This is a genomic window from Bordetella sp. N (assembly GCF_001433395.1).
Classification (GTDB): Bacteria; Pseudomonadota; Gammaproteobacteria; order Burkholderiales; family Burkholderiaceae_B; genus Bordetella_C.
In genome coordinates, this window is sequence record NZ_CP013111.1 from 4804582 (window position 1) to 4829184 (window position 24603).

Annotated in this window: 20 protein-coding genes; 10 read left to right on the plus strand and 10 right to left on the minus strand. The window is 65.4% G+C overall.

All coding sequences use genetic code 11. The features are described from left to right. The first annotated feature begins 47 nt into the window (after positions 1-47). From ASB57_RS20665 to ASB57_RS20685, 5 genes are all read left to right on the plus strand, one after another. Positions 48-1970, plus strand: a complete 1923-nt coding sequence (locus ASB57_RS20665; RefSeq protein ID WP_057653914.1) for a TonB-dependent siderophore receptor — start codon at positions 48-50, stop codon at positions 1968-1970. Between the two features lie 47 nt (positions 1971-2017). Further along, on the plus strand, positions 2018-3079 hold the full coding sequence (locus ASB57_RS20670) for a cobalamin-binding protein (RefSeq protein ID WP_082621735.1): 1062 nt from the start codon (positions 2018-2020) through the stop codon (positions 3077-3079). 126 nt (positions 3080-3205) lie between these two features. Beyond that, complete coding sequence (locus ASB57_RS20675; RefSeq protein WP_057653915.1) at positions 3206-3994, plus strand: thiazole synthase; 789 nt, start codon at positions 3206-3208, stop codon at positions 3992-3994. Next, the gene (gene thiD / locus ASB57_RS20680) at positions 3991-4827 is read left to right on the plus strand and encodes a bifunctional hydroxymethylpyrimidine kinase/phosphomethylpyrimidine kinase (RefSeq protein ID WP_057653916.1); all 837 of its coding nucleotides are present in this window, start codon (positions 3991-3993) and stop codon (positions 4825-4827) included. The genes ASB57_RS20675 and thiD overlap by 4 nt, the downstream gene beginning before the upstream one ends. Before the next feature lie 151 nt (positions 4828-4978). Further along, complete coding sequence (locus ASB57_RS20685; RefSeq protein ID WP_057653917.1) at positions 4979-5659, plus strand: protein-L-isoaspartate O-methyltransferase; 681 nt, start codon at positions 4979-4981, stop codon at positions 5657-5659. Between the two features lie 319 nt (positions 5660-5978). Here ASB57_RS20685 and rfaE2 read toward each other — a convergent pair whose 3' ends face one another. From rfaE2 to ubiE, 6 genes are all read right to left on the minus strand, one after another. Beyond that, a complete protein-coding gene (gene rfaE2 / locus ASB57_RS20690; protein WP_057653918.1) occupies positions 5979-6467 on the minus strand; it encodes a D-glycero-beta-D-manno-heptose 1-phosphate adenylyltransferase in 489 nt (162 codons plus the stop codon). A gap of 35 nt (positions 6468-6502) precedes the next feature. After that, positions 6503-7405, minus strand: coding sequence for a ferritin-like domain-containing protein (locus ASB57_RS20695; RefSeq protein ID WP_057656310.1), 903 nt, complete (start codon positions 7403-7405; stop codon positions 6503-6505). A gap of 258 nt (positions 7406-7663) precedes the next feature. After that, positions 7664-9217, minus strand: a complete 1554-nt coding sequence (gene ubiB / locus ASB57_RS20700) for a ubiquinone biosynthesis regulatory protein kinase UbiB (RefSeq protein ID WP_057653919.1) — start codon at positions 9215-9217, stop codon at positions 7664-7666. A gap of 5 nt (positions 9218-9222) precedes the next feature. Then, positions 9223-9906 carry an SCP2 domain-containing protein gene (locus tag ASB57_RS20705; protein ID WP_057653920.1) on the minus strand — a complete coding sequence of 228 codons (684 nt, stop codon included), beginning with the start codon at positions 9904-9906 and terminating at the stop codon, positions 9223-9225. Positions 9907-10198: 292 nt separating this feature from the next. Then, entirely contained in the window at positions 10199-11236 is a 1038-nt protein-coding gene (locus ASB57_RS20710) for a Tim44 domain-containing protein (protein WP_057653921.1), read from the minus strand. A 176-nt stretch (positions 11237-11412) separates the two neighbouring features. Continuing rightward, positions 11413-12180 (minus strand): bifunctional demethylmenaquinone methyltransferase/2-methoxy-6-polyprenyl-1,4-benzoquinol methylase UbiE, encoded by a 768-nt coding sequence (ubiE, locus tag ASB57_RS20715; RefSeq protein ID WP_057653922.1) that lies wholly within the window; start codon positions 12178-12180, stop codon positions 11413-11415. A gap of 197 nt (positions 12181-12377) precedes the next feature. Here ubiE and phoB point away from each other — a divergent pair, with 197 nt between their 5' ends. From phoB to serA, 3 genes are all read left to right on the plus strand, one after another. Then, entirely contained in the window at positions 12378-13076 is a 699-nt protein-coding gene (phoB, locus tag ASB57_RS20720) for a phosphate regulon transcriptional regulator PhoB (protein ID WP_057653923.1), read from the plus strand. A gap of 33 nt (positions 13077-13109) precedes the next feature. Beyond that, positions 13110-14405: a phosphate regulon sensor histidine kinase PhoR gene (phoR, locus tag ASB57_RS20725; RefSeq protein ID WP_057653924.1), complete on the plus strand. Its 1296-nt coding sequence runs from the start codon at positions 13110-13112 to the stop codon at positions 14403-14405. Between the two features lie 234 nt (positions 14406-14639). Then, on the plus strand, positions 14640-15857 hold the full coding sequence (gene serA, locus ASB57_RS20730) for a phosphoglycerate dehydrogenase (RefSeq protein WP_057653925.1): 1218 nt from the start codon (positions 14640-14642) through the stop codon (positions 15855-15857). Positions 15858-15982: 125 nt separating this feature from the next. On the opposite strand, the gene ASB57_RS20735 is transcribed toward serA, so the two are convergent. Further along, a complete protein-coding gene (locus ASB57_RS20735; RefSeq protein WP_057656311.1) occupies positions 15983-16843 on the minus strand; it encodes a LysR family transcriptional regulator in 861 nt (286 codons plus the stop codon). Between the two features lie 211 nt (positions 16844-17054). Between ASB57_RS20735 and ASB57_RS20740 the strand changes: the two genes are divergently transcribed. Then, on the plus strand, positions 17055-17432 hold the full coding sequence (locus tag ASB57_RS20740; RefSeq protein ID WP_369822879.1) for a VOC family protein: 378 nt from the start codon (positions 17055-17057) through the stop codon (positions 17430-17432). A gap of 226 nt (positions 17433-17658) precedes the next feature. Continuing rightward, on the plus strand, positions 17659-18435 hold the full coding sequence (locus tag ASB57_RS20745) for a LamB/YcsF family protein (RefSeq protein ID WP_057653927.1): 777 nt from the start codon (positions 17659-17661) through the stop codon (positions 18433-18435). A 24-nt stretch (positions 18436-18459) separates the two neighbouring features. Here the strand turns inward: ASB57_RS20745 and ASB57_RS20750 are convergent, their stop codons facing one another. The 3 genes from ASB57_RS20750 to ASB57_RS20760 form a co-directional block, all read right to left on the minus strand. Beyond that, complete coding sequence (locus ASB57_RS20750) at positions 18460-19146, minus strand: GntR family transcriptional regulator (RefSeq protein ID WP_057653928.1); 687 nt, start codon at positions 19144-19146, stop codon at positions 18460-18462. A 507-nt stretch (positions 19147-19653) separates the two neighbouring features. After that, positions 19654-23619, minus strand: a complete 3966-nt coding sequence (locus tag ASB57_RS20755) for an FAD/FMN-binding oxidoreductase (protein ID WP_057653929.1) — start codon at positions 23617-23619, stop codon at positions 19654-19656. 214 nt (positions 23620-23833) lie between these two features. After that, on the minus strand, positions 23834-24364 hold the full coding sequence (locus ASB57_RS20760; protein WP_057653930.1) for a YqaA family protein: 531 nt from the start codon (positions 24362-24364) through the stop codon (positions 23834-23836). Positions 24365-24603 lie beyond the last annotated feature (239 nt).

Consider the following 24603-nt stretch of genomic DNA (forward strand, 5'->3'; position numbering starts at 1 on the left):
TTCCGTGAATGACGTGCGGGGTCGCGCGTCCCACCGAGGCTCAACTCATGAAGTCCCGCTTTGTCCTGCGCAGCGCAGGCCTGCTCGCCTGTCTGGCGCCCGCCTGGGCCTGGTCCCAACAAACCGCCGCTCCCGTCCCTCAGCTCGACACCGTCGTGGTCACCGCCACCCGTAACGTGCAGCCGCTCAAGGACGTCCTGGGCGACGTCACCGTGATCGGCAGCGAGGAATTGCAGAGCGCCGGCCAGAGCAGCCTGGCCGAAGTGCTGTCGCACAGCCACGGCATCGAATACAGCAACAACGGCGGTCCGCAGACCGTGACCAGCCTGTTCGTGCGCGGCGCCAACAGCAACCAGACCCTGGTGCTGGTGGACGGCCAACGCATCAACAACGCCACCAACGGCCTGGCGGCGCTCAACGCCCTGCCCGCCAGCAGCATCGACCGCGTCGAAATCGTGCGCGGCGCGGCCAGCAGCCTGTACGGCTCCGACGCCATCGGCGGCGTGATCAACGTCATCACCAAGCGCAGCACCGACAAGCCGCTGTCTGCCTACACCGACGTCGGCTTCGGCACCTACGGCACCAGCAGCTACAACGCCGGCCTGTCGGGCGCGTCCAATGGCTGGACCTACAGCCTGTCGACCGGCTACCAGCAGAGCCATGGTTTCGACGCGACCAACAAGAAAAACTACTATCACAACCCCGACAAGGACAGCTACTACCAGAACAACGTAGCGGCGTCGCTGGGTTATGAATGGCTGCGCGGCCAGACCCTGTCGGTGCAGTACTACCGCACCTACGTCAACGGCGGCTACGACATGGGTTCGTCGCCGGACTTCAACGACCGCTCCATCCAGAAGCTGGAAACGTACTCGGTCACCAGCACCAACCGCCTGACTGACTTCTGGACCAGCACCCTGCGCTTCGGCAGCTCGCTGGACTACAACCGCAGCGAAAACGCGCCCGGCGACGAGGTCTTCGGCAACACGCCCGACGGCCGCAGCGTGTTCCGCACCCGCCAGAACCAGTTCACCTGGCAGAACGACCTGCAACTGGCCGCGGGCCAGAAGCTGACGTTGGCCTACGAGCACCTGGAACAGCGTGCCGCCGGCGACATCGGCAACTTCAACGACTTCCCGGTCAGCTTCGACAACTACGACGAGACGCGCCGCCACGTGAATTCCTTCACCGGCGTGTACCTCGGCGACTTCGGCCGCCACCACGTACAGGCCAGCCTGCGCAACGACAACAACTCGCAGTACGGCAACCGCACCACCGGCGGCCTGACCTACGGTTTCGACATCACGAACAAGGTCCGCGCCACCGCCGGCTACAACACCGGCTTCCGCGCACCGAACTTCAACGAACTGTACTGGCGCAATGACGGCGGCTTCCAGGGTAATCCCAACCTGCGTCCGGAAACCTCGCGCAACTACGAGCTGGGCCTGCGCTACCAGGACGACGATGCCGAAGCCGGCATCACCTACTATCACAACAGCGTCAAGAACCTGATCATCAATCAGGCCATCGACTCGGCGGATCCGTTCAGCGTCTATCAGCCTTACAACATCTCGCACGCGGTGCTGGAAGGCGTGACGCTCACGGGCATGCGCAAGTTCGGCGATACGCGCATCCGCGCCAGCCTGGACCTGAGCAACCCGCGCAACACCGACACGCACGAGCAGTTGCCGCAGCGTTCGGACACGGTGCTGCGCCTGTCGGCCGATCACCGCTGGGGCGACTTCCTGCTGGGCGGCGAAGCCTACCTGACCGAAGACCGCCGCGACGCGATGACGGGCGACAAGCTGGGCGGCTACGGCCTGTTCAACCTGCTGGCTTCGTACGACATCACGCGCAACGTGCAGGTGTCGGTGCGCTGGAACAACGTGTTCGACAAGAAGTACACCCTGGTGCAGGGCTACCGCACCCCGGGTTCCAATGCGTTTGTGAACCTGAGCTGGCGCATGTAGGATCGTGGCAACGCGCCGCGCTTGCGGCGCTTTGTCCACGGGACACCATGCAACATAGCCATACCCTCATCGCCCCGTTGCGCCTGCTGGCGCAACGGGGCGTTTTGCTTGCCGGACTGTTGACGGTGACACTGGCGACCGCGTCCTGCGGCGCCGCGTCACCGGATGCCAAGGGCGCCGACCGCGCCAACGCCGCGAACGTCACCAACGGCACCCAATCGAAGGCGGACGCTTCAGCGGCGGCCCAGCCGGACGGCGCCACATCCTCTGCCGCCGCGGCGGGCCCGATCACCGTCACCGACGACCAGGGCCGCAGCGTCACCCTGCCCCAGGCGGCGAAACGGGTCATCACCCTGGCGCCGCATGCCACCGAACTGGTCTACGCGGCCGGCGGCGGTGACGCGATGGTCGGCACCATCAAAGGCAGCGATTTCCCGGAAGCAGCCAGGCAGGTGCCGTCCATCGGTGACGGCAACCAGCCCAATATCGAACGCGTGGCCGCCTTGCGGCCGGATCTGGTGATAGGCTGGCTGCCCGGCGCGACCGAGCCCTTGATGCCTACCTTGCGCACCCTGGGCGTGCCCGTGTTCTTCAGCGACCCGCGCACCCTGGCCGCCATTCCCGATGAGGTGGAGACCCTGGGCCGCCTGCTGGGCACGACGGCCGCCGCCAACAAGGAAGCCGCCAGCGAGCGCGAGCGCCTGGCCAAGCTGGCCGAACGCTACCGCGGCCGCCCGCCGGTCCGCGTCTTCATCCAGGCCGGCAGCAACCCGCTGTACACGCTGAACAAGAGCAGCATCATCAATGACGCGATCACCCTGTGCGGGGGCGTGAACATCTTCGCGGACGCGCCCGCCACCGCGTCGCAGGTGGGCCTGGAGACGGTCATGGCCGCGCGGCCGGACGCCATCGTATCCGGCGTCAGCGGCATCGAAGAGCTGCGCGCCCTGGCCTCGTCCTGGAAGGAAACGCGCCTGCCGGCGGCGCTGTCCGGACACGTCTTCGGCGTGGACGCGGACATGCTCTATCGCCCCGGTCCACGGTTGATCGACGCCGCCGAGGCGTTGTGCCAGGCGCTGGACCGCACCCGGCCGCCGGTGCGACGCTGACCTTCCGGGGCCAGGCGCACGCCCCTGGCGCGAGAAAAACCCTTCCGCCAGCGGGGCGGCGTGTGGCCGCCGCTGTTTTATGATGGCGGTTTGGCGCGCGCCGTCCCCCCTCTTTCGGCATCATCCATGACCACCCAAGACACGCTTACCATTGCCGGCCGCAGCTTCCGCTCGCGCCTCATCGTGGGCACCGGCAAGTACAAGGACTTCGAACAGACCCGCCAGGCGCTGGACGCCAGCGGCACCGACCTGGTGACGGTGGCCATCCGCCGTGTGAACATCGGCCAGAACGCCAACGAGCCCAGCCTGCTCGACTTCGTTCCGCCTTCGAAGTTCACCTACCTGCCCAATACCGCCGGCTGCTACACCGCCGACGAAGCCGTGCGCACCCTGCGCCTGGCCCGTGAGCTGCTGGACGGCCACAACCTGGTCAAGCTGGAGGTCCTGGGCGACCCCACCAACCTCTTCCCCAACATGCCGGAAACGCTCAAGGCCACCAAGACGCTGGTCGACGAGGGCTTCCAGGTGATGGTGTATTGCGCCGACGACCCGATCCAGTCGCGCATGCTGGAAGACCTGGGCGCCGCGGCCATCATGCCGCTGGCCTCGCTGATCGGCTCCGGCATGGGCATCCTCAATCCCTGGAACCTGCGCCTGATCATCGACCAGGCCCGCGTTCCCGTGCTGGTGGATGCCGGCGTGGGCACGGCCTCGGACGCCGCCATCGCCATGGAGCTGGGCTGCGACGGCGTGCTCATGAACAGCGCCATCGCGCACGCGCAGAATCCCGTGCTGATGGCCCAGGCCATGAAGCTGGCCATCGAGGGTGGCCGCGCCGCCTTCCTGGCCGGGCGCATGCCCCGCAAGCTGTACAGCGCCATTCCCAGCTCGCCGACCGAAGGCGTAGTGCGGTGAGTACGCCTCGTCCCATCCCGAACGCGCTGACCATCGCCGGCGTCGACCCGTCGGGCGGCGCGGGCGTGCTGGCCGACATCAAGGCCATGAGCGCGCTGGGTGCGTACGGCTGCGGCGTCATCGCCGCGCTGACCGCGCAGAACACGCACGGCGTCACCGGCGTGGCGCCGGTACCGCCCGCCTTCGTCGGCCAGCAGATCGACACGCTGTTCGCGGACGTGCGCATCGACGCCACCAAGATCGGCATGCTGGGCCAGCAGCCGGTGATCCAGGTGGTGGCCGAGAAGCTGGCCCGCTGGCGCCCCACCGACCGGGCCTGGCACGTGGTGCTGGATCCCGTGATGGTCGCCAAGAGCGGCGACCTGCTGCTCGAACGCGACGCCGTGGGCGCCCTGCGCGAGGCGCTGCTGCCGCAGGCCACCATGCTGACACCCAATCTGCCTGAAGCCGGTGTGCTGCTGGAAGAGCGTCCGGTGGAGACGGTGAAGGAAATGCGCCGGGTGGCGGAACGCCTGCGCGAGAAGATGGCCTATGACGGGCGCCGCTGGGTCCTGCTCAAGGGCGGCCATCTGCCGGGTAACGACGTCATCGACCTGTTGCACGATGGCGACCGCATGATCGAGCTGCCAGGGCATCGAATCGACACGGCCAATACCCACGGTACCGGCTGCACGCTGTCGGCCGCCCTGGCGGCCCTGCTGCCCCAGATCGACGACGTGCCGGAAGCGGCGCGGCGGGCCAAAGCTTACCTGACCGAGGCCATCCGGCATTCCGGCCGCCTGCAGGCCGGCGACGGCCACGGGCCGGTGCATCACTTCCACGCCTGGTGGTGATGGCGGCGTGCAGGCGCTTTTGCGGGGGCAAATCCGGTCAGGGACCTGTAAGACGGGGTGACTGGCCGGGCCGGCGGGCCGTCATCGCCCGCCGCGGCGTGCAAGCCGGTACAATTGCCCCCGCTGTCAACTCCAATTCTTCCGTGCTGTCATGAACGCATCCACTCTGCCCGACGTCGAACAAGCCCGCTTCAACATGGTGGAACAGCAGATCCGCCCGTGGGATGTGCTGAACGAAAACGTGTTGGCCGCCTTGTTCAAGGTGCGTCGCGAACAATTCGTTCCCCCCGCCTATCGCTCGGTGGCTTTCTCCGATCTGGAGATCCCGCTGGAAATCAACGCCGTGGATACGCGCCAGAACATGCTGGCGCCGAAGATCGAAGCTCGCCTGGCGCAGGAGCTGCTGCTCAAGCCGACCGACGCCGTGTTGGAAATCGGCACCGGTTCGGGGTATCAGGCTGCTTTGCTGGCTGAATTGGCGCAGCAGGTCACGTCGGTGGAAATCGACAGCCGCCTGGTGGCTTTCGCGCAGCAGAACCTGCAGTTGAACCATGTCGGCAACGTCAAGGTCGAGACGGGTGACGGGCGCAATGGCTGGGGCACCACCGAATATGACGCCATCCTGATCACTGGCTCCGTGCCCGTGGTGCCGGACGGCTTGAAATACCAGCTGCGCATCGGCGGCCGCATGGTCGTGATCGTCGGCCAGGCGCCGGTGATGACCGCCTGTCGGATCACGCGCAGCACCGCGGCGAGCTTCGAAACGGTGAACCTGTTCGAAACGATCGTGAAGCCCCTGCGCGGCGCGACGGTCTCGCAGTTCAAGTTTTAAGGTTTTTTTTGCTGCACCATGGGATTTATATGTAGGGCCCTCGGGGCCCTACACCCCGGTATAAGGATTGTTTTCTTGGGCCCGGGGCTGCCAGATACAGGCGCCTCTCGAGAACCCTGCCAACAATGAAAAGACCTGTGCCAGTGCACAGGTCTTTTTTTATCGCAGCCACCGCGGAGCTGGCTTTGCCAGTCCGCTGGTGGCGTCCCCTGGGGGGCCGCGCTCCGCGCGGTACGGGGGGCCGATATGTGGGGCCCGGAGGCCCCCACATAAAAAATAAAAATCAAAGTGGTGGCAGGTAGATGACGATCCGAAAGGACTAAGAGCCAGCCTGGATCTTCTTCACCAACGCCGTCGTCGACCGCTGGAACTCAAAAGGCACGGCCACGGCGCGGCCGCCCCAGCTGCGTACCAACGCCGTCTCCGGCAAGGTCTCCATGTCATAGTCGCCACCTTTGACGATGACATCCGGCCGTAATTCAGCGATCAATTCCTGCGGCGTGTCTTCGTCGAACCACGTGACACCCCCGACGCAGGCCAGGGCCGCCAGCATGGCCGCGCGATCCTGCTCATTGTTCAAGGGCCGCTCCGGACCCTTGCCCAGCCGGCGGGCCGACGCGTCCGTATTCACGGCAACGACCAGGGTAGCCCCCAGCTGCGCCGCCTCGTCCAGATACGTGACGTGGCCACGGTGCAGGATGTCGAACACCCCGTTGGTGAACACCAACGGGCGCGCCAGGCGGCCCTCCGCGATGGCGGCGGCGCATTCCTGGCGGGTAAGGATCTTGGATTCGAAACGGGCTGTCATGCGGGCATTTTACGGGACCGGACGCCCAAAACGCCTTAGACGCCGACCAGGCCCGGGCTATCCACACCCGGCGGCAGGATCAGGCCGGACTTGTTCGACATCGCCGCGATGGTTTCCTTGCGGTAGCGGTTCAGGTCCTTGGCCGACTCGAAGGTGCGATCCAGCAGCTTGCTCAGGATGTGCAGGATGCGGTCGCCGACCTTCTTTTCCCAGCCGCCGTCGAAACGGATCTGCGTGTCCAGCCAGTGCTCCAGCCAGCCCGGATCGGGCAGCTTGGACTGCACGGTGTCGTTCGGGAACATGTCCTTGTTGACGTGCAGATTGGTCGGATGCATCGCTTGCTGCGTGCGGCCGGCCGATGCCATCAACATGCCGATCTTCGAGAACGCCATCTTGGCCTGCTGGCAGGTATCGTCGCCGCGATCGTACAGGGCGCGGCGCATGTATTGCAGATAGGCGCCGGCGTGGCGCGCCTCGTCTTTGGCGATGGTGCTGTAGATGGCGCGGATCACCGGCTCGGTGTGCCATTGCGCGGCGCAACGGTACCAGTGGTTCAAGCGGATCTCGCCGCAGAAATGCAGCATCAGCGTTTCCAGCGCGGGCGCCCGATCGAATTCGAAACGCACCTTGTGCAGTTCTTCTTCCGTCGGCAGCAGGTCCGGGCAGAAGCGGCGCAGATACTCCATGAGCACCAGCGAATGCTTCTGCTCTTCAAAGAACCACACGGAAATGAAAGCGCTGAAATCGCTGTCGCCGTGGTTGTCGCGCAAAAACATCTCGGTCGCGGGCAAGGCCGCCCACTCCGTGATGGCATTCATCTTGATCGTATTGGCCTGCTCGTCCGACAGCTTGCTCCGATCGAAGTCGTCCCAGGGTATGTCGGTCGACATATTCCAGCGTACGGCTTCCATGGTTTTGAAGAGTTCGGGATAAAGCATGAGATATAGGCCCTGATGATGTTCGAAAATCCCACCCGTCAGGTCGCAGACTGCTTCGAAGCGCAAGTCTCTTCCTCCGGACACGGGCGCGAGGCGCCTGGAATCGGTTTGTAATCGGCCGAACGGGATGTGGATGTGCGTACGACCGACGGGCCCCCAACAGCCCGTAGTCGCCTTTATCGCTCTCGCGTGCGAACGTGTAATGACAGAATTATGTCAGAAACATGACTACCACCTTGATGGTGGCGGCCCGTGATGCTAACGGACGTTGAACCAGATGACCAGCGCCACCCCCACTGCAAGGGCCGCCGCGATGACCGTAAGCAGGCGATTGCCGTGCTCGCGCGCCTGGCGCAAGCGGCCGATTTCCAGCAGCAAAGCCGGTTCGACATTGGGTCGCGACAGGCGTTCATGCAGCAGGCGCGGCAAGGACGGCAGCATCTGCGACCATTGCGCCGCCTCCTTTTCCAGCTGTTTGCGGATGCCGGACAAGCCCATGCGTTCGCGCATCCAGCGCTCCAGGTAAGGCTTGGCGGTCTTCCACAGGTCGAGATTGGGATCGAGCTCGCGCCCCAGCCCTTCGACGTTCAGCAGGGTCTTCTGTAACAGCACCAACTGTGGCTGGATTTCCACATTGAAGCGGCGCGAGGTCTGGAACAGGCGCAGCAACACCTGGCCCAGTGATATTTCCGACAGCGGTCGATCGAAATAAGGCTCGCACACGGCCCGTACGGCCCCCTCCAGCTCTTCTTCGCGGGTGTCGGCGGGTACCCAGCCGGATTCGATGTGGAGCTGCGCCACGCGGCGATAATCGCGCCGGAAGAACGCCAGGAAGTTCTGCGCCAGATAGTTCTTGTCGAACTCGGACAGCGAACCCACGATGCCGAAGTCCAGCGCGATGTAGTGGCCCAGCGTCTGGGGCCGGTCGGACACGTAAATATTGCCCGGGTGCATATCGGCGTGGAAGAAACCGTCGCTGAACACCTGGGTGAAGAAAATCTCGACGCCGGTGCGCGCCAGCTTGGGAATATCGATGCCGGCGGCGCGCATGCGGTCGACCTGGCCCACCGGTATGCCGTACATCCGCTCCATGGTGAAGACGGTGTTGGTGGTGAACTCCCAGATCACCTCGGGCACGATGAGCACGCCGCCACGCCCCGTGTCCGGGCCGAAGTTGCGGCGCAGCTGGCTGCAATTGGAGGCTTCGCGCACCAGATCCAGTTCGTCATGCAGGTACTTGTCGAACTCGGCCACGACCTCGCGCGGCTTCAGGCGGCGGCCGTCCGCGCCCATGCGTTCGATCACGGCGGCCACCATGCGCAGCAGCGCCATGTCTTTTTCGATGATGCCCAGCATGCCCGGCCGCAGCACCTTGACCGCCACTTCGCGGCCATCGTGCAGCACGGCGAAGTGGACCTGGGCGATGGAGGCCGAGGCCACGGGATCGACCTCGAAATGCTTGAACAGCACGGCCGGCGCCGCGCCCAGGGCGGTCTCGATGCAGGCGGCCGCCTGCTTGGACGGGAACGGCGGCACACGGTCCTGCAGCAGCGCCAGTTCGGCGGCGATATCGGCCGGAATCAGATCGCGGCGGGTCGACAGCACCTGGCCGAACTTGACGAAGATGGGTCCCAGCGACTCCAGCGCGCGACGCAGGCGCACGCCGCGCGGCGTGCGCGGACGCCTGCCGAAACGCACGATACGCAACAGGAACGTCGCCAGCGGATGCTTGATGCTGGAGAGCACCAGCTCATCCAGGCCATAACGCCAGGCAACGAAAGCGATACGGACAAAACGCAGAAAGGTCAGCATGGCGTTCAGGCTTGCCCCACCGCGGATTGGGCACCATCCAGCCGGCTCAAACGCGCCTCCAGCCGCGCCAGGCGGGCGGCCAGGGCATCGACACCGGCGGCCACGCCGGTGACGCCATCGCGCCAGCCTTGCAGCACCGGACGGTTGGCCAGCACGCCCTGCTCATAGGACAGGTATTCAGCCACGTTGCCGCCGATGCGCTGCGCCACGTCGCGCGCGCCGCGCGTCGCACCGCGCACACCCTGGGTCAGCCGGGTGGCGGGGATATCGCCGACGACACGCGCCAGCTCGTCCTCCACGTCCCAGCGCAGATTGGCGGCGAGTTCCGCCACGACCTGGGCCAAACCGGCGTCGCCGGAGATATGCGTCATGTCCGCGAAGGCATCGGCCCGTTCACGCGCGGAGGCCCGCGCCAGCGCCCTGCCTTCCGCGCCCAGCAGGCGCCCCAGGCTGAATTTGCCGCTGTCCAGGGTCAAGGTGACATCCGGCACGATGGCAGTGTCGGCAACGTCCGCGTAGCCCTGCGCATCCACCGTCAATGCCAGCTGGAAGCGTCCGAAGGACAGGCGCACCGTCTTGCCCGCGTGGCGGGCCAGGCGATCGCGCGCCCACTCCTCGCGTTTGAGCAAGGCATTGAGCGCGCCGCACAGCAGGCGCGACGGGCTAGGCAAGGCAGGGAAAGGCAGCATGAGCGTTCTGGTTCGGCCCGAGCGGGCCGCCGGCATATTCGGTAAAGGTCGAGTTTACCGGGTTACCGGCCTGGGCTTCACAACGAAAAAAACCGGCTCAAAAGAGCCGGTGTCAGGGCGGCTGCCCGAGCAAGGCGCACCGCTAGAGAAGAAAACCCACATGCTCTTGACCCGTCTGCCGTTGGCTGGACGACGCAATGGCGAACCATCGTGTGCCCAGGCCCTCCCCCCCGGGAGCGGCAGACGGGAGGGCGGAAGGTACTTGCATACTCTCCGCCCGCTCAGGCCACCCTCAGCTGGCGTACTCGACGGGAATCTGCTGAATCCCGGCTAGCAACCAGCCACCTTGGGCGGGCTTGAACAAGTTCCAGACTTCCTCGAAACGGAAGGCTTCGGTGCCCGCGGCCTCGCGCAGCATGCCGGAGAAGCGCACGCTGGCCAGGTGTCCGTCGGACACGGATTCGATACCGAGCAGCTCGGCGTTCAGCAGGACCACTTCGGTCTTGCTGGGTTCGCCCTTGCGGTCGAGCAGCTGCGGCTTGAGTTCGGTGATCAGGTCATCGGTGAGGAATTCGCGCAGACGATCGGTGTCGCCGCTGTCCCAGATACCCTGGATGCGCTTGAACTGCTCCTTCGATTCCTGCAGGAAGCGGGCCGTATCGAAGTCACCCGGGATGAACCAGTCATTGCCTTGGGCAGCGCCCGCGGCAACGGCGGCGACCGGAGCGGCTTGCAAAGCTTGCTGCTGGCCCTGGAAAGCGCTGGCCTGGGCGACGGGCGCCGGCTCGGCGGCCTTCTTGGGCATCACGACGTCACGCCACGAAGGCGATTGCTGGTCAGCCGCGCCGTTGTCGCGGTTCATGCCGTAGGCGCCCTGCATGGCGGGACGCGGGCCGGCGCCGCGCAGGCGGCGAATGACGAACAGGACGGCGAAGATGACCAGGCCGATCAGCAGCATGCTGGAGAGCATTTCGGCGAACGCGCCCGACAGGCCCATGTGCGACAACAAGGCCGCGATACCCAGGCCCGCGGCGATGCCGGCGATGGGGCCGAGCCAACGGGAAGCGCCGGTGCGCGCGCCCGCGGCGGCGGCACCAGCCGCTGCGCCGGCGGCCGGCGCGGCGGCGCCGGTGGCGCCCGCGGTATTGTTCGCGGCGGCCGGCGGCGTGGTGGCCTGGCGCTGCGTGGTGACGTTGCTTGATTGACGGCCCGCGCTGCTGCCACCGCCGACGCGCTTGGCTTCAGCGTCGAAAGAGGTGGTGACCATCGCGGTACCGGCCACGGCGATCAGGGCCGCGGCACAGAAACGGGTGAAAAGACGGCTGGACATGACGAATACTCCTGGTATCCCGCCATTGCCCGTTAGGGCGGATGGCCCTTTCAGGGTGGCCCCGCGGCAAAAATGCGCGAGACCAGGCGATTGCTTACAGATTGCTGAAAGCCAGAGAATATCCGAACTTTCCCTTCAGGACAAGCGGCGGCCCTGTAGAGAAAGGCGCCGCGCGATCAACCCAGGCGCACGCCCTCGTGCAGCGCGGCGATGCCCGCTGTCAGGTTGAAGTACTGAACGCGGTCCAGGCCGGCCGTGCGCAGCATGTCAGCCAGAGTGTCCTGGTCCGGATGCATGCGGATGGATTCAGCCAGGTAGCGGTAGCTGGCCTCGTCGCCGGCGACTTTCTGGCCCAGCCACGGCAGGATGTTGAACGAATACCAGTCATAAGCCGGCGCCAGGGGCTTGGCGACACGGGAGAACTCCAGCACCAGCAGCTTGCCGCCCGGCTTGAGCACGCGCGTCATTTCCGCCAGCGCGCGGTCCTTGTGCGTCATGTTGCGCAGGCCGAAGGCCACGCTGACCCGGTCGAAATAACGGTCGGGGAAAGGCAGCTTTTCCGCGTCGCAGACGGTGGTCGGCAACAACAGGCCGGCATCGGTCATGCGGTCGCGGCCAACGCGCAACATGGAATCGTTGATATCGGTCAGCCAGACTTCGCCGGACGGGCCGGCGCGGCGCGCGAAGGCCTTGGCCAGATCGCCCGTGCCCCCGGCGATATCCAGCACCCGCATGCCCGGACGAATCGCGGCGCGGCCGATGGTGAAGGCTTTCCAGATCCGGTGCAGGCCCGCCGACATCAGGTCGTTCATGACGTCATAGCGCGAGGCGACTGAATGGAACACCTCGGCGACTTTGCGCGCCTTGTCGGTTTCCTGAACCGTCGAGTAACCGAAATGGGTGGTACCTGCGGACGATTCGGGGGGCGTGGAGGGGTTTTGCATGGTTGATTCCGGGGTCAAGGCGCAATGGTAGCCGATTGGGGCCTGCCGATAGACCGCACTTCCCCGTCCCGCGGCCCCTTCCGTCACATACCTGAAATATTACGGCCATACTATCGCAATGTTCTGACGCCGCACTGCCATCCGCGGAGCAGGCTTCACCGACTAATCAATACACGCTTCACCGATACCGAACCCACATGTCCAGCACCATACTCGTTGTCGAAGACGAACCCGCGATTCAGGAATTGATCGCGGTCAACCTGTCGTTCGCTGGGCACAAAGTCCTGCGCGCCTTCGACGCGGACCAGGCCCAGACGCTCATCCGCGCCGAGCTGCCCGATCTCATCCTGCTGGACTGGATGTTGCCCGGCACCTCCGGCCTGTCCCTGGCCCGCAAGCTGCGCAACGAAGAGCGCACCCGCACCGTTCCCGTCATCATGCTCACGGCCAAGGGCTCGGAGCAGGACAAGGTGGACGGCCTGGAAGCCGGCGCCGACGACTACATCACCAAGCCCTTCTCGCCGAAGGAATTGATGGCCCGCATCAAGGCCGTGCTGCGCCGCCGCGCGCCGCAGCTGACCGATGACGTGATCGACGTCGCCGGCCTGCGCCTGGATCCGGTCACCCACCGCCTGAACGGCAGCGGCCATTCGCTGCAGATCGGACCGACCGAGTTCCGCCTGCTGCATTTCTTCATGACCCACCCGGAACGCGTGTTCTCGCGCTCCCAGCTGCTGGATCAGGTCTGGGGCGATCACGTGTTCGTGGAAGAACGTACCGTGGACGTGCACATCCGTCGCTTGCGCAAGGCCCTGGAGCCCAGCGGCCACGATCTGCACGTCGAGACGGTGCGCGGCAGCGGCTACCGCTTCACCGCCCAGCTTCCCTCGCGCTGAGCGCGATTCCACCAGGGTTAAAATGCCCGCACCATGATCTGGCTGCGTACGATTGTTTTCATAGTGTTGTGGGCGCTGCTGTCCGCCCTCGCCCAATGGCTTTTGGGCGCCCCCTGGGGCTGGATCCTGATGTGCGTGGCGCTGTCGGCGATGTTGATCAGCCGCAGCCTGCGGACGCAGCGAGCCGCCCACTGGGCGCGTAATCCCGAGGAATCCCCGCCCGTGGCGGTAGGGCCTTGGGATGACATCCTTGCCCCCCTCTACCGCTACGTCCGGGCCCAGACCCGCCAGCTGGCCGAAAGCCGCGATGCCATGCAGGGCATGCTGGCCGCCGCCCAGGCTCTGCCTGACGGCGCGGTCACGCTGAATCAGGACCTGCAGATCGACTGGTGCAACCGCGTGGCCCGCCAGCACCTGGGGCTGCGCCTGCCCGCCGACCGCGGCGCCAATCTGCTGAATCTGGTGCGCGCGCCGGAATTCGTCGAGTACAGCCACCAGACGGACTGGCCTGAACCCATCCTGGTGCGGATCGCGATCGGCAGCCAGGAACGCCTGCTGATGATGCAGCTGACGGCCTATGCCCGCGACCAGCGCCTGCTGATCACGCGCGACGTCACCCAGATCGAAAAGCTGGAAACCACGCGGCGCGATTTCGTCGCCAATGTGTCCCATGAACTACGCACGCCGCTGACGGTGCTGGCCGGCTTCCTGGAGACGCTGCGCGACATGCCGCAGGAAGCGTTGACGCAGGAGCAGCGCGACCAGTATCTGTCCATGATGCACGAGCAGGCCCAGCGCATGCAGGCCATCGTGGCGGATCTGCTGACCCTGTCCACGCTGGAATCCTCGCCCAGCGCCGAGCCGCATCCCGTGCGTATCGGCACCTTGCTGCAGACCGTGCGCCAGCAGGTCGACGCGCTGTCCGCCGGCCGCCACGACGTGCAATGGCAGATCGACGACAGCCTGGACGTGCTGGGCGCGGAAAACGAGCTGTCCTCGGCGTTCGCCAACCTGCTGACCAATGCGGTCCGCTACACCCCCGATGGGGGCACCATCACCACCATCTGGGAGCGCCTGCCCGATGGCGGCGCGCGCTACAGCGTGCGCGACACGGGCATCGGCATCGCCCCGCGCCACATCCCGCGCCTGACGGAACGCTTCTACCGCGTCGACCGTGGCCGCTCGCGCGCCGTGGGCGGCACCGGGCTGGGGCTGGCGATCACCAAGCACATCGCGATGCGCCACGATGCCGAACTGGGCATCGTCAGCGACGTCGGCAAAGGCAGCACGTTCTCGCTGACTTTCCCGGCTGAACGGCTGGCTGAATAAAGAAATCGGGCCATGTCCCTCCCCGCGCCATGGGCTTGGGGCATGGCGGTTGCGGGCACGAGCTACCCTAGCGTCTGTCAGGGTTTATACGCAGAAGCGCCGAGCCGCCCTCCCCCGAGGCCGGCCGCGTCGATCATCGCGTCCAGTGTCGAAGGCATCGCGGGCTGTTTCAGGCTGGCGAAGACACAATCCTAATAGAATATGATTCTCATTTGTGTTTGGAGCTAGAGCAGCATGGCGCAGATTGTCCTCTTCGAGAATGTTCACCCCAGCGGCGTCGCCGTTTTCCGTGATGCCGGGTTCAACGATATCGCGACCTACTCCTCGTCGCTGCCGCCCGCCGAATTGCGCGCGGCCCTGGCCGGCGCGGAAGTCGTCGGCATCCGCTCGCGCACGCACCTGGATGCGTCGCTGTTCAAGGACTTCCCGTCAGTGCGCGTGGTCGGCTGCTTCTGCATCGGCACCAACCAGGTCGACCTGGACGGTGCCATGCGCGGCGGCGTGCCTGTCTTCAACGCGCCGTTCTCGAACACTCGCTCGGTGGCTGAACTGGTGCTGGGCGAAGCCATCCTGCTGTTGCGCCGCGTGCCGGAAAAGAACGACCGCGTGCATGAAGGCCATTGGGACAAGACGGCCAACGGCGCCTATGAAGCGCGTGGCAAGACGCTGGGCGTGGTCGGCTACGGCAACATCGGCTCCCAGGTGGGCACGCTGGCTGAAAGCGTGGGCATGCGGGTCGTGTTCCATGACGTCGAGGCGAAGCTGCCCCTAGGCAATGCCCGCGCCGTGTCCACGCTGGCCGACCTGCTGGCGCAGAGCGATGTGGTGACCCTGCACGTGCCGGGCGGGCGCAGCACGGAAAACATCATCAATGCCGAAACGCTGGCGCTGATGAAGCCGGGCGCGATCCTGATCAACGCGTCGCGCGGCACCGTGGTGGACATCGATGCCCTGCACGGGGCGCTGACGTCCAAGCACCTGGGCGGCGCGGCCCTGGATGTGTTCCCGGTCGAACCCAAGAGCAAGGACGAACCCCTGGCCAGCCCGCTGGTGGGCCTGCCCAACGTCATCCTGACGCCGCACATTGCCGGCAGCACGCAGGAGTCGCAGGAAAACATCGGCCGTGAAGTGGCGGAGAAGCTGGTGCGCTTCATCCAGAGCGGCACCACCAAGGGCGCGGTGAATTTCCCCGAACTGCCGTTCACCGAGCATTCGGGCACGGCGCGCATCCTGCACATTCACAAGAACGTGCCGGGGGCCTTGGGCACGCTGGACAATCTGTTGGCCGAGCAAGGCTTGAACATCTGCAGCCAGAATTTGCAGACGCGCGGCGAGATCGGTTATGTGGTGACGGACGTTGACGGCGCCGTGAACGACAAGGTGATGGCGGCACTACGCGCCAACCCCATCACCATCCGTTGCGAGGAAGGGACCCCCCCCTACCGCGCGTAGCGCGGCCCCCCAGGGGGCGACACCGGCGGACCGGAAGGTGGGCCCTCCCCCACGCGCTACGCGCTTCCCCCTCAAGGGGGCGACACCCGCGGACCGGGGGACCCGGCTCCGCGGTGTCCCAGATTTTAGTTAGCGGCGGTTAGGAGGAAGCGCGACATCTTGCCGGCCAGGCCGTCCGGGTCGGCATTGCGTCGCGCCACGATGCCGATCTCGCGGTCGAAGGCGGCCGCGCCCAGGTCCAGGAAGCGCAAGCCCTCCACGTTCAACTGACGCGTCCGCGGCAGCATGGCCACCCCCAGGCCATGCCGCACCAGGTTGGCGATGGCGTCGATCTCGTCCAGTTCCACGGCATCGTGAACCGCGATGCGGTGGCGCCGCAGAAAATTGTCGACCAGACGCCCGCCGAACGAGGCCCTTTCATAGCGGATGAAGGGCTGGGAGGCCAAGGCCTCGCGCCACGTCATCTCCGGCAAGCCGTCCGCCACCGCGACCACCATGGGTTCGGCCAGCAAAGGCCGCCACTCCAGTTCCGGCGGCAGAGTGAACGGCGGGCGTATCAGCACCGCCAGGTCGACTTCACCCGAATCGACCTGCCCCAGCAGCGCCAGCGACACGCCAGGCACGATGCGCACACTGACGTCCGGATAGTCGGCGCGCAAGGCGGCCAGGGCTTGCACCAGCAGACTCTGCTGCACCGATGCGATGGCGGCCACGCGCAAAGCGCCGGAAACATGGCCGCTGCCGACCTGGCGCACCATTCGATCGACCAGGCCGAGCAATTCCTCGGTGTGCGCCAGCACTTCGCGACCCGCGGCATTCAGCGCCGCATTGCGCGCGCCGCGATCGAACAATTCCACCCCGATGAATTCTTCCAGACGGCGTATCTGGGCGCTGACCGCGGATTGGGTCAGGCCCAGCTGGTGGCCCGCCCCGGTGAAAGTGCCATCGCGCGCCACCGCGACGAAGGTCTTGAACTCGCGCAGCATGCTCATGGCAATCGATCACAAAAAACGTTGCTAAGACCCAAAAAATATCGTTTTTCAATCGAAAAAACAAGCCCTAAACTGCGCCCTGCCTGTTCGGCCGGGACTGCATCATCGCGCCGATCCCGTCTTCGTCTCACCCGCTTTGGAAATCATCATGAGTGCTCAGACTGCCGTCATTCCTCCTTTCCACCTCGCGTTCCCCGTCCGCGACATCGCCGAGGCGCGCGCCTTCTACGGCGACCTGCTGGGCTGTCCGGAGGGGCGCAGCGCCCCGGAATGGGTGGACTTCAATTTCTACGGTCACCAGATCGTCGCCCATCTGGCGCCGGACGAATGCGGCCACAAGCAAACCAGCGCGGTCGACGACCATGACGTGCCGGTGCGCCACTTCGGCGCCATCCTGCCGATGGAAGCCTGGGAAGACATGGCCGGCAAGCTGACCAAGGCCGGCACCAAGTTCGTGATCGAGCCCTACATCCGCTTCAAGGGTGAAGTCGGCGAACAAGCCACGATGTTCTTCCTGGATCCGTCGGGCAACGCCCTGGAATTCAAGTCGTTCAAGAACATGGAATCCCTGTTCGCCAAGTAAGTCTTCAGACGGACTTCACGCCCGCGCCGGGTTTGTTTGCATCCCGCGCGCGGGTGGTCCCGACACCGCCGACCGTGCCTGCACGGCGGCGGTGTTTGCATTGGGCGCGCGGGATTACACTGCGCCTCAGGGCAGCATGGCCCGGGCACGCGCCCCCCACGCCCCGGCTCGACGAGCCGCGGCCCGCTGGCGCGATACGACCAACCCCACGATAAGAATCGAGCAGATGGCACTCTCCATAGATTTGAATTGCGACATGGGCGAAAGCTACGGCGCCTGGCATATGGGCAACGACGATGCCGTGTTGCAGTACGTCACCGCGGCCAACATCGCCTGTGGATTCCACGGTGGCGACCCCGGCACCATGCGCAAGACCGTCGCCGCCGCGCTGGCCCATGGCGTTGCCCTGGGCGCCCATCCCAGCCTGCCCGACCTGGCCGGCTTCGGCCGCCGCGTGATGCAGATCAGCCCGGCCGAAGCGTATGACATGGTGGTGTATCAAGTGGGCGCGCTGGCCGGCGTGGCGGCGTCGCAAGGCGCCCGCCTGCACCATGTGAAGGCGCACGGCGCCTTGTACAACATGGCCGTCAAGGATACGGCGCTGGCGCAAGCCATCTGCCGCGCCGTGCGCGATGTCGATGCGTCGCTGGTGCTGTACGGCCTGGCGGGTAGCGAACTGGTGCGCGCCGCCCAGGAAGCCGGCCTGAAAGTGGCCAGTGAAGTCTTTGCCGACCGCACGTATCAGGACGACGGTTCGCTGTCGCCGCGCAATCGCCCCGGCGCCATGATCGAGGATCTGGAAACGGCAGTGGCCCAGGTCGTGCGCATGGCCTCGGAAGGCAAGGTGCGCTCCGTCAACGGCAAGGACGTACCGGTGCAGGCGGACACCCTGTGCATCCACGGCGACCAACCCAATGCCCTGATCTTCGCCAACGGCATCCGCGCCGCGCTGGAAAAGGCGGGGATCGCAGTCCGGACGATGCCGGGCGGCCCCGTCGCCTGAGCGACGTCCTGCCCTGGCTGGCGCTTACCCGACGCTCGCCGCCTCGGGGTAGACCTCGGCGGCGTACGCCTCCAATACCAGCGGCAGGAAGGCCTCGGTCATCGCCCGGCGGACGGCGGCGGCGCGGGGCAGGTCCTTGGCCTTCAAGGCCTCCAGGACGCGGCCGATCCCTTCCACGAGTTGCGCGCTGGGCACGGTCTTGCGCCGCAGCAGGATGTGGCGCAGGGGATCGCAGCGGTCATTCAGTTTCGACAGCGCGGCCGCCAGCGGCTGGTTGTCATTGACGCGCACGATGGTGTTGAAGAATTCGCTGATGAGATCCAGAAGTTCCTGCGCCCTTTCTTCGGGCACGCAATCCAGCAGGCGCACGTGATAGCTGCTCAATTCGGCCATGAGCGGCGCCAGGTTGCTGAGCTCCGCCAACCGGACCATGGCGTAGGCTTCAAGCTCGGCACGCAACTGATAGATGTGGCGGATCTCCCGCTCGCCATACAGGGCCACGCGGAAGCCGCGCCGCTGGGCATGCGTGACCAGGCCGCTCAGTTCCAGCAGGCGCAGCGCCTCGCGGATAGGGCTGCGGCTGGTGCCGAAGCGCCGTTCCAGCTCCTGCTCACGCAGCGGCTGGCCGGGCCGCAGCGTGCCGTCCACGATCATCCTTCTGACCTGTTCCTGCAAAAAATACGGGATGGTCGCGGGCGCCTTCATTTCCATCACTTCGTTATCTCCGATATTCGAGGTAGCGACGCAGGTGCCGCGAAGGTCCGCGCGTAGATACCTATAGAAACACGATTGTATTGCGGGCGACAATTATTCAACAGTTATTTGCAGAGACTTTCTTCGTCTATCTGAAATAAAAGGTGTTTCACGCAGATATTTTCGGTTTGTATCGACTTGATGGCGATTAAATTCGGACTGGCATCGCGATTGTTACGCGACAGTACCATGTATTTTTTGCTTACTTTCTGCTGTCCCTGAATAATTATTTCTTATGCCTGGGCCGGAAGGGTGAAGGCGCCGATGACTCGGCGCCATTTTGTGACTCTAACCGCTGCGGGCGTGCGCGGGAATGAGTCTAGGCCGTTTCGGTACGTCTGGGTAAAAGAATGCGTGCCCCAACCCGGTCGGGATCATCGCGGAGGCTACCGGCGCAGTGGCCGGACGCCGACGGCGGCAAAAAAAAACGCCGCGTGAGCGGCGTCTTCTTTTTCTTCTTTCGGTTTAAACAAGTACGCGTTCAATACCGCCAGCATTGGCGCGCTTGACGTAGGACGCCATCCAGTCCTCACCAAGGATATGCCGCGCCATCTCGACCACGATGTAGTCGGCTTCCATTTTGGTATCGCCTTCGTAGCGCGACAGACCCTGCAGGCAGGACGGGCAGGAGGTGAGCACCTTCACATCGCCGGTGAAGCCGTCGGCGCGCACCACGTCCGCGCCCTTGCGCAGCTCCTCTTCCTTGCGGAAGCGGACCTGGGTGGAGACGTCCGGCCGCGATACCGCCAGCGTCCCCGATTCCCCGCAGCAGCGGTCGCTCTTGATGGCGCCGTCGCCAACCAGCGACTTCACCGTCTTCATCGGGTCCTGCAGCTTCATCGGCGTATGGCAGGGGTCGTGGTACATGTACCGCACGCCTTGCACGCCATCCAGCTTGATGCCCTTTTCCAGCAGGTATTCGTGGATGTCGATCAGGCGGCAGCCGGGGAAGATCTTCTCGAATTCATACCCCGCCAACTGGTCATAGCAGGTGCCGCAGCTGACCACCACGGTCTTGATGTCCAGGTAGTTCAGCGTATTGGCGACCCGGTGGAACAGCACCCGGTTGTCGGTAATGATCTGATCGGCCTTGTCGTTCATGCCGTTGCCGCGCTGCGGGTAGCCGCAGCACAAGTATCCAGGCGGCAACACGGTCTGCACGCCGGCATGCCACAGCATGGCCTGGGTGGCCAGGCCCACCTGGGAGAACAGGCGCTCCGAGCCGCAGCCGGGGAAGTAGAACACCGCCTCGGTTTCCGCCGACGTGGTCTGCGGATTCCGGATGATGGGCACGTAGTTGGCGTCTTCGATATCCAGCAGCTTGCGCGCGGTCTGCTTGGGCAGGCCGCCCGGCATCTTCTTGTTGACGAAGTGCACGATCTGCTCGCGCAGCGGCGCCTTGCCGACGGTCGCCGGCGGCGTGCGCGTCTGCTTGCGCACCAGGCCCGACAGCAGATCGTTGGCGGCGCGCTGCACCTTGTAGCCCACACCCACCATCGCCTTGCGGGTGGCGTTGATGGTGGCGGGGTCCTTGGCGTTGAGGAAGAACATGGCCGCGGCCGTGCCCGGATTGAAGGACTTCTTGCCCATGCGGCGCAGCAGCGCCCGCATATTCATCGACACGTCGCCGAAGTCGATGTCCACCGGACAGGGGTTGTAGCACTTGTGGCAGACCGTGCAGTGGTCGGCCACGTCCTCGAATTCTTCCCAATGCTTGAGGCTGACGCCCCGGCGGGTCTGCTCTTCGTACAGGAACGCTTCCACCAGCAGCGAGGTGGCGAGAATCTTGTTGCGCGGCGAATAGAGCAGATTGGCGCGCGGCACGTGGGTGGCGCACACCGGCTTGCACTTCCCGCAACGCAGGCAGTCCTTGACCGACGAGGAAATCGCGCCAATCTCGCTTTGCTGCATGATCAGCGACTCATGCCCCATCAGGTTGAAGCTGGGCGTCCAGGCATGCGTGAGGTCCGCGCCGGGCATCAGCTTGCCGGCGTTGAAGCGCCCTTCCGGGTCGACCTTGCGCTTGTAGTCCTGGAAAGGCTGCAGCTCTTCCTGGGTCAGGAATTCGTATTTGGTCAGGCCGATGCCGTGCTCGCCCGAAATCACGCCATCCAGGTCACGGGCGATCTGCATGATGCGCGCGACGGCCTCGTTGGCCTCGCCCAGCATCTCGTAGTCGTCGGAATTGACGGGGATGTTGGTGTGTACGTTGCCGTCGCCCGCGTGCATGTGCAAGGCCACGAAGACCCGGCTCTTGAGCACGCGCGCGTGGATGGCGCGCATCTCGTCCAGCACCTTCTGACAGGCGCTGCCCGGGAAGACGCGCTGCATTTCCGCCAGCACTTCGGTCTTCCAGGACGTGCGCAGGGTGCGGTCCTGCACCACGTCGAACACGCGTGCGCCCGGCTGCGCGACGATGCGGTCGGCCAGGGTCGACTGCATGTGCACCAGGCCCAGGCGGGCCAGGTCCGGCAGCGCCTGCGTCAGCGGCACGTCCAGGTGGTCCAGCATCCAGCGCCAGCGCGCGCGCGTCGCGTCGATGACATCCTGCGCATGGCGGGTGCGCTCGTTGAGCACTTCCGCGCGGGTGATCTCGGCGTCTTCGGCGTCTTCCGACTTGCCCAGGGGCAAGGGCTCGGCCAGGAAGGCGTCCAGCGCGTCCAGCAGCTTGAGCTTGTTGCGCGTGGACAGCTCGATGTTGATGCGTTCGATGTGATCCGTGTACTCGCCCATGCGGTTCAGCGGAATCACGACGTCTTCGTTGATCTTGAAGGCGTTGGTGTGACGCGCGATGGCCGCGGTGCGCGACCGGTCGGCCCAGAACTTCTTGCGCGCTTCCGCGCTCACGGCCACGAAACCTTCGCCGTGGCGGGTGTTGGCCAGGCGCACCACCTCACTGGCGGCGGCGGCCACGCCGGCATCGTCGTCGCCGACGATGTCACCGATCAGCACCATCTTGGGCAGGACGCCCCGCTTGCTCTTGGTGACGTAGCCCACGGCGCGCAGATAGCGCTCGTCCAGATGCTCCAGGCCCGCCAGGATCGCCCCGCGCGTCTTGCCGTCGGTATCCAGGTAGTGCTTGACCTCGACGATGGACGGAATGGCGTCGCGGGCCTGGCCGAAGAACTCCATGCAGACCGTGCGCGTGTGCGCGGGCATGCGATGCAGCACCCAGCGCGCGGACGTGATCAGGCCATCGCAGCCTTCTTTCTGCACGCCGGGCAGGCCGGCCAGGAATTTGTCGGTGACGTCCTTGCCCAGGCCTTCCTTGCGGAAGCGGCGGCCTTCGATTTCCAGGATTTCGCTGCGCAGCGGCGTGGCCCCGGGCTTGCCGCGGCCGTCGAACCATTGAACTTCGAAGCGGACCATGTCCACATCATGGATCTTGCCCATGTTGTGCGCCAGGCGCGTGACTTCCAGCCAGTTGCCCTCGGGGTCGACCATGCGCCACCAGGCCAGATTGTCCAGCGCGGTGCCCCACAGCACGGCTTTCTTGCCGCCCGCGTTCATCGCGATGTTGCCGCCCACGCAGGACGCTTCGGCCGACGTGGGATCGACGGCGAAAACGAAGCCCGCCGCGGCGGCGGCATCCGACACGCGCTTGGTGACGACACCCGCGCCGGTGAAAATGGTCGCAACTTCCCCATCGCGGCCCGGCAGGGTACAGGACTCGACCTGGCCCAGCGTCTCGAATTTCTCGGTATTGATGACGGCCGACTTCCACGTCAGGGGAATGGCGCCGCCGGTGTAGCCGGTGCCACCCCCACGCGGGATGATGGTCAGACCCAGCTCGATACAGCCGCGCACCATGGCGGCGATTTCGTCTTCACTGTCGGGGGTCAGCACCACGAAGGGGTACTCGACGCGCCAGTCGGTGGCATCGGTGACGTGAGCCACGCGCGACAGGCCATCGAACTTGATGTTGTCGCGGGCTGTGATGCGGCCCAGCACCTTCTGCGCCTGCTTGCGCAGCGCGGCGGTTTCGTCGAACTGGGCCTGGAAGGCGGCGATGGCGGCGCGGGCGCGCTCGATCAGCTGCAGCACCTTCTCGTCGCGGTACAGGTCGCGGCCTTCCTGGAAGTCGATACGCGCCGGTTCACGCCGCTTGTCGATTTCGGACAGGCGATGATGCAGGGCCTCGATCAGCTGGTTCCGGCGTTTCGGATTTTCCAGCAGGTCGTCCTGCAGATAGGGATTGCGGCGAACTACCCAGATATCGCCCAGCACCTCGTACAACATGCGCGCGGAGCGGCCGGTACGGCGCTCGCCGCGCAGGTCGGACAGCAACTGCCATGCGTCCACGCCGAGCAGGCGGCCAACGATTTCCTTGTCGGAAAACGAGGTGTAGTTGTAGGGGATTTCTCGCAGGCGGGTGCCGGGAGCGGGCGGCGTCGCCGCGTCGAGGATCAGGCTGGCGATGGGGGCGTTCATGGATGCTGAGGGTAGGCCCTTAAAAGCGCATTCTACGTCATGGCCGCCGGACAGCCGAGGGATAACCCCCAACCGGCGCTGGAAAAGCGTTGTGCGGCCACACACTTACAGAAATCTGAGAGGGTTTGCCGGCGGGGGGCGGGTTGCGTCCCGATCCCGCTGCCGGCGCCGGCTTCGACCTGCCCGGGCGTGCTCGTGGCACGGCATCAGGGGGTCATGTCTGCGGGAACAGCCAGATCAGGCCGCCCGTCATGGCGAGGTAGCGCAGGAATTTACCGATACCCATGTAGACCACGCAAGGCCAAAACGACAAGCGTAGCCATCCCGCCACAGCGCAGAGGGGGTCGCCTACACCCGGCAGCCAGGACAGCAGCATGGCCGGCGGCCCCAGGCGGTGGCACCAGTCGTGGGCGCGTCTGTGCCAGCGGCTTTCGGTGGCGGTGGACTTGGCCTCGTCCGCCTTGTGGGGGTGTTTTTCCTTCCATTTCTCCGCCGCGCGCCAGGCGCCCAGGCCCATGGCGTAGCTGATGGCCCCGCCGATGGTATTGCCTGCCGTCGCCACCAGGATGGCCGGCCAGAACATGTCGGGCGCCAGCTTGACGTAGCCGAACACGGCGGGCTCCGAGCCCAGCGGCAGCAGCGTGGCGGAAATCAGGCTGATGACGAAGATCGCGCTCAGGCCCACATTGGGCAGGGCGAGAAGCTGCAGCATCCAGTTGATCGAGGACATCAGGGATTCTTCCATCGCAGCAGTTTAGCCGTGTGCGCCCCCCAAAAAGGCTGGCCCCCCATGACGCAATCGCCGCGCCCGCCGCTGCGGGTTACCCCGTATCCCTGTGGTAATCTGCCCGACGCTAGCGCATACCCAGAGACAACCCCCCGAAAACAACCTTTTTCTTAAGCCGAAACTCTCTCCTACCGAGCGACCCAGGGCACAGCGGAGCCGGCTTTGCCGGCCCGCCAGTGCCGCCCCCTGGGGGGCCG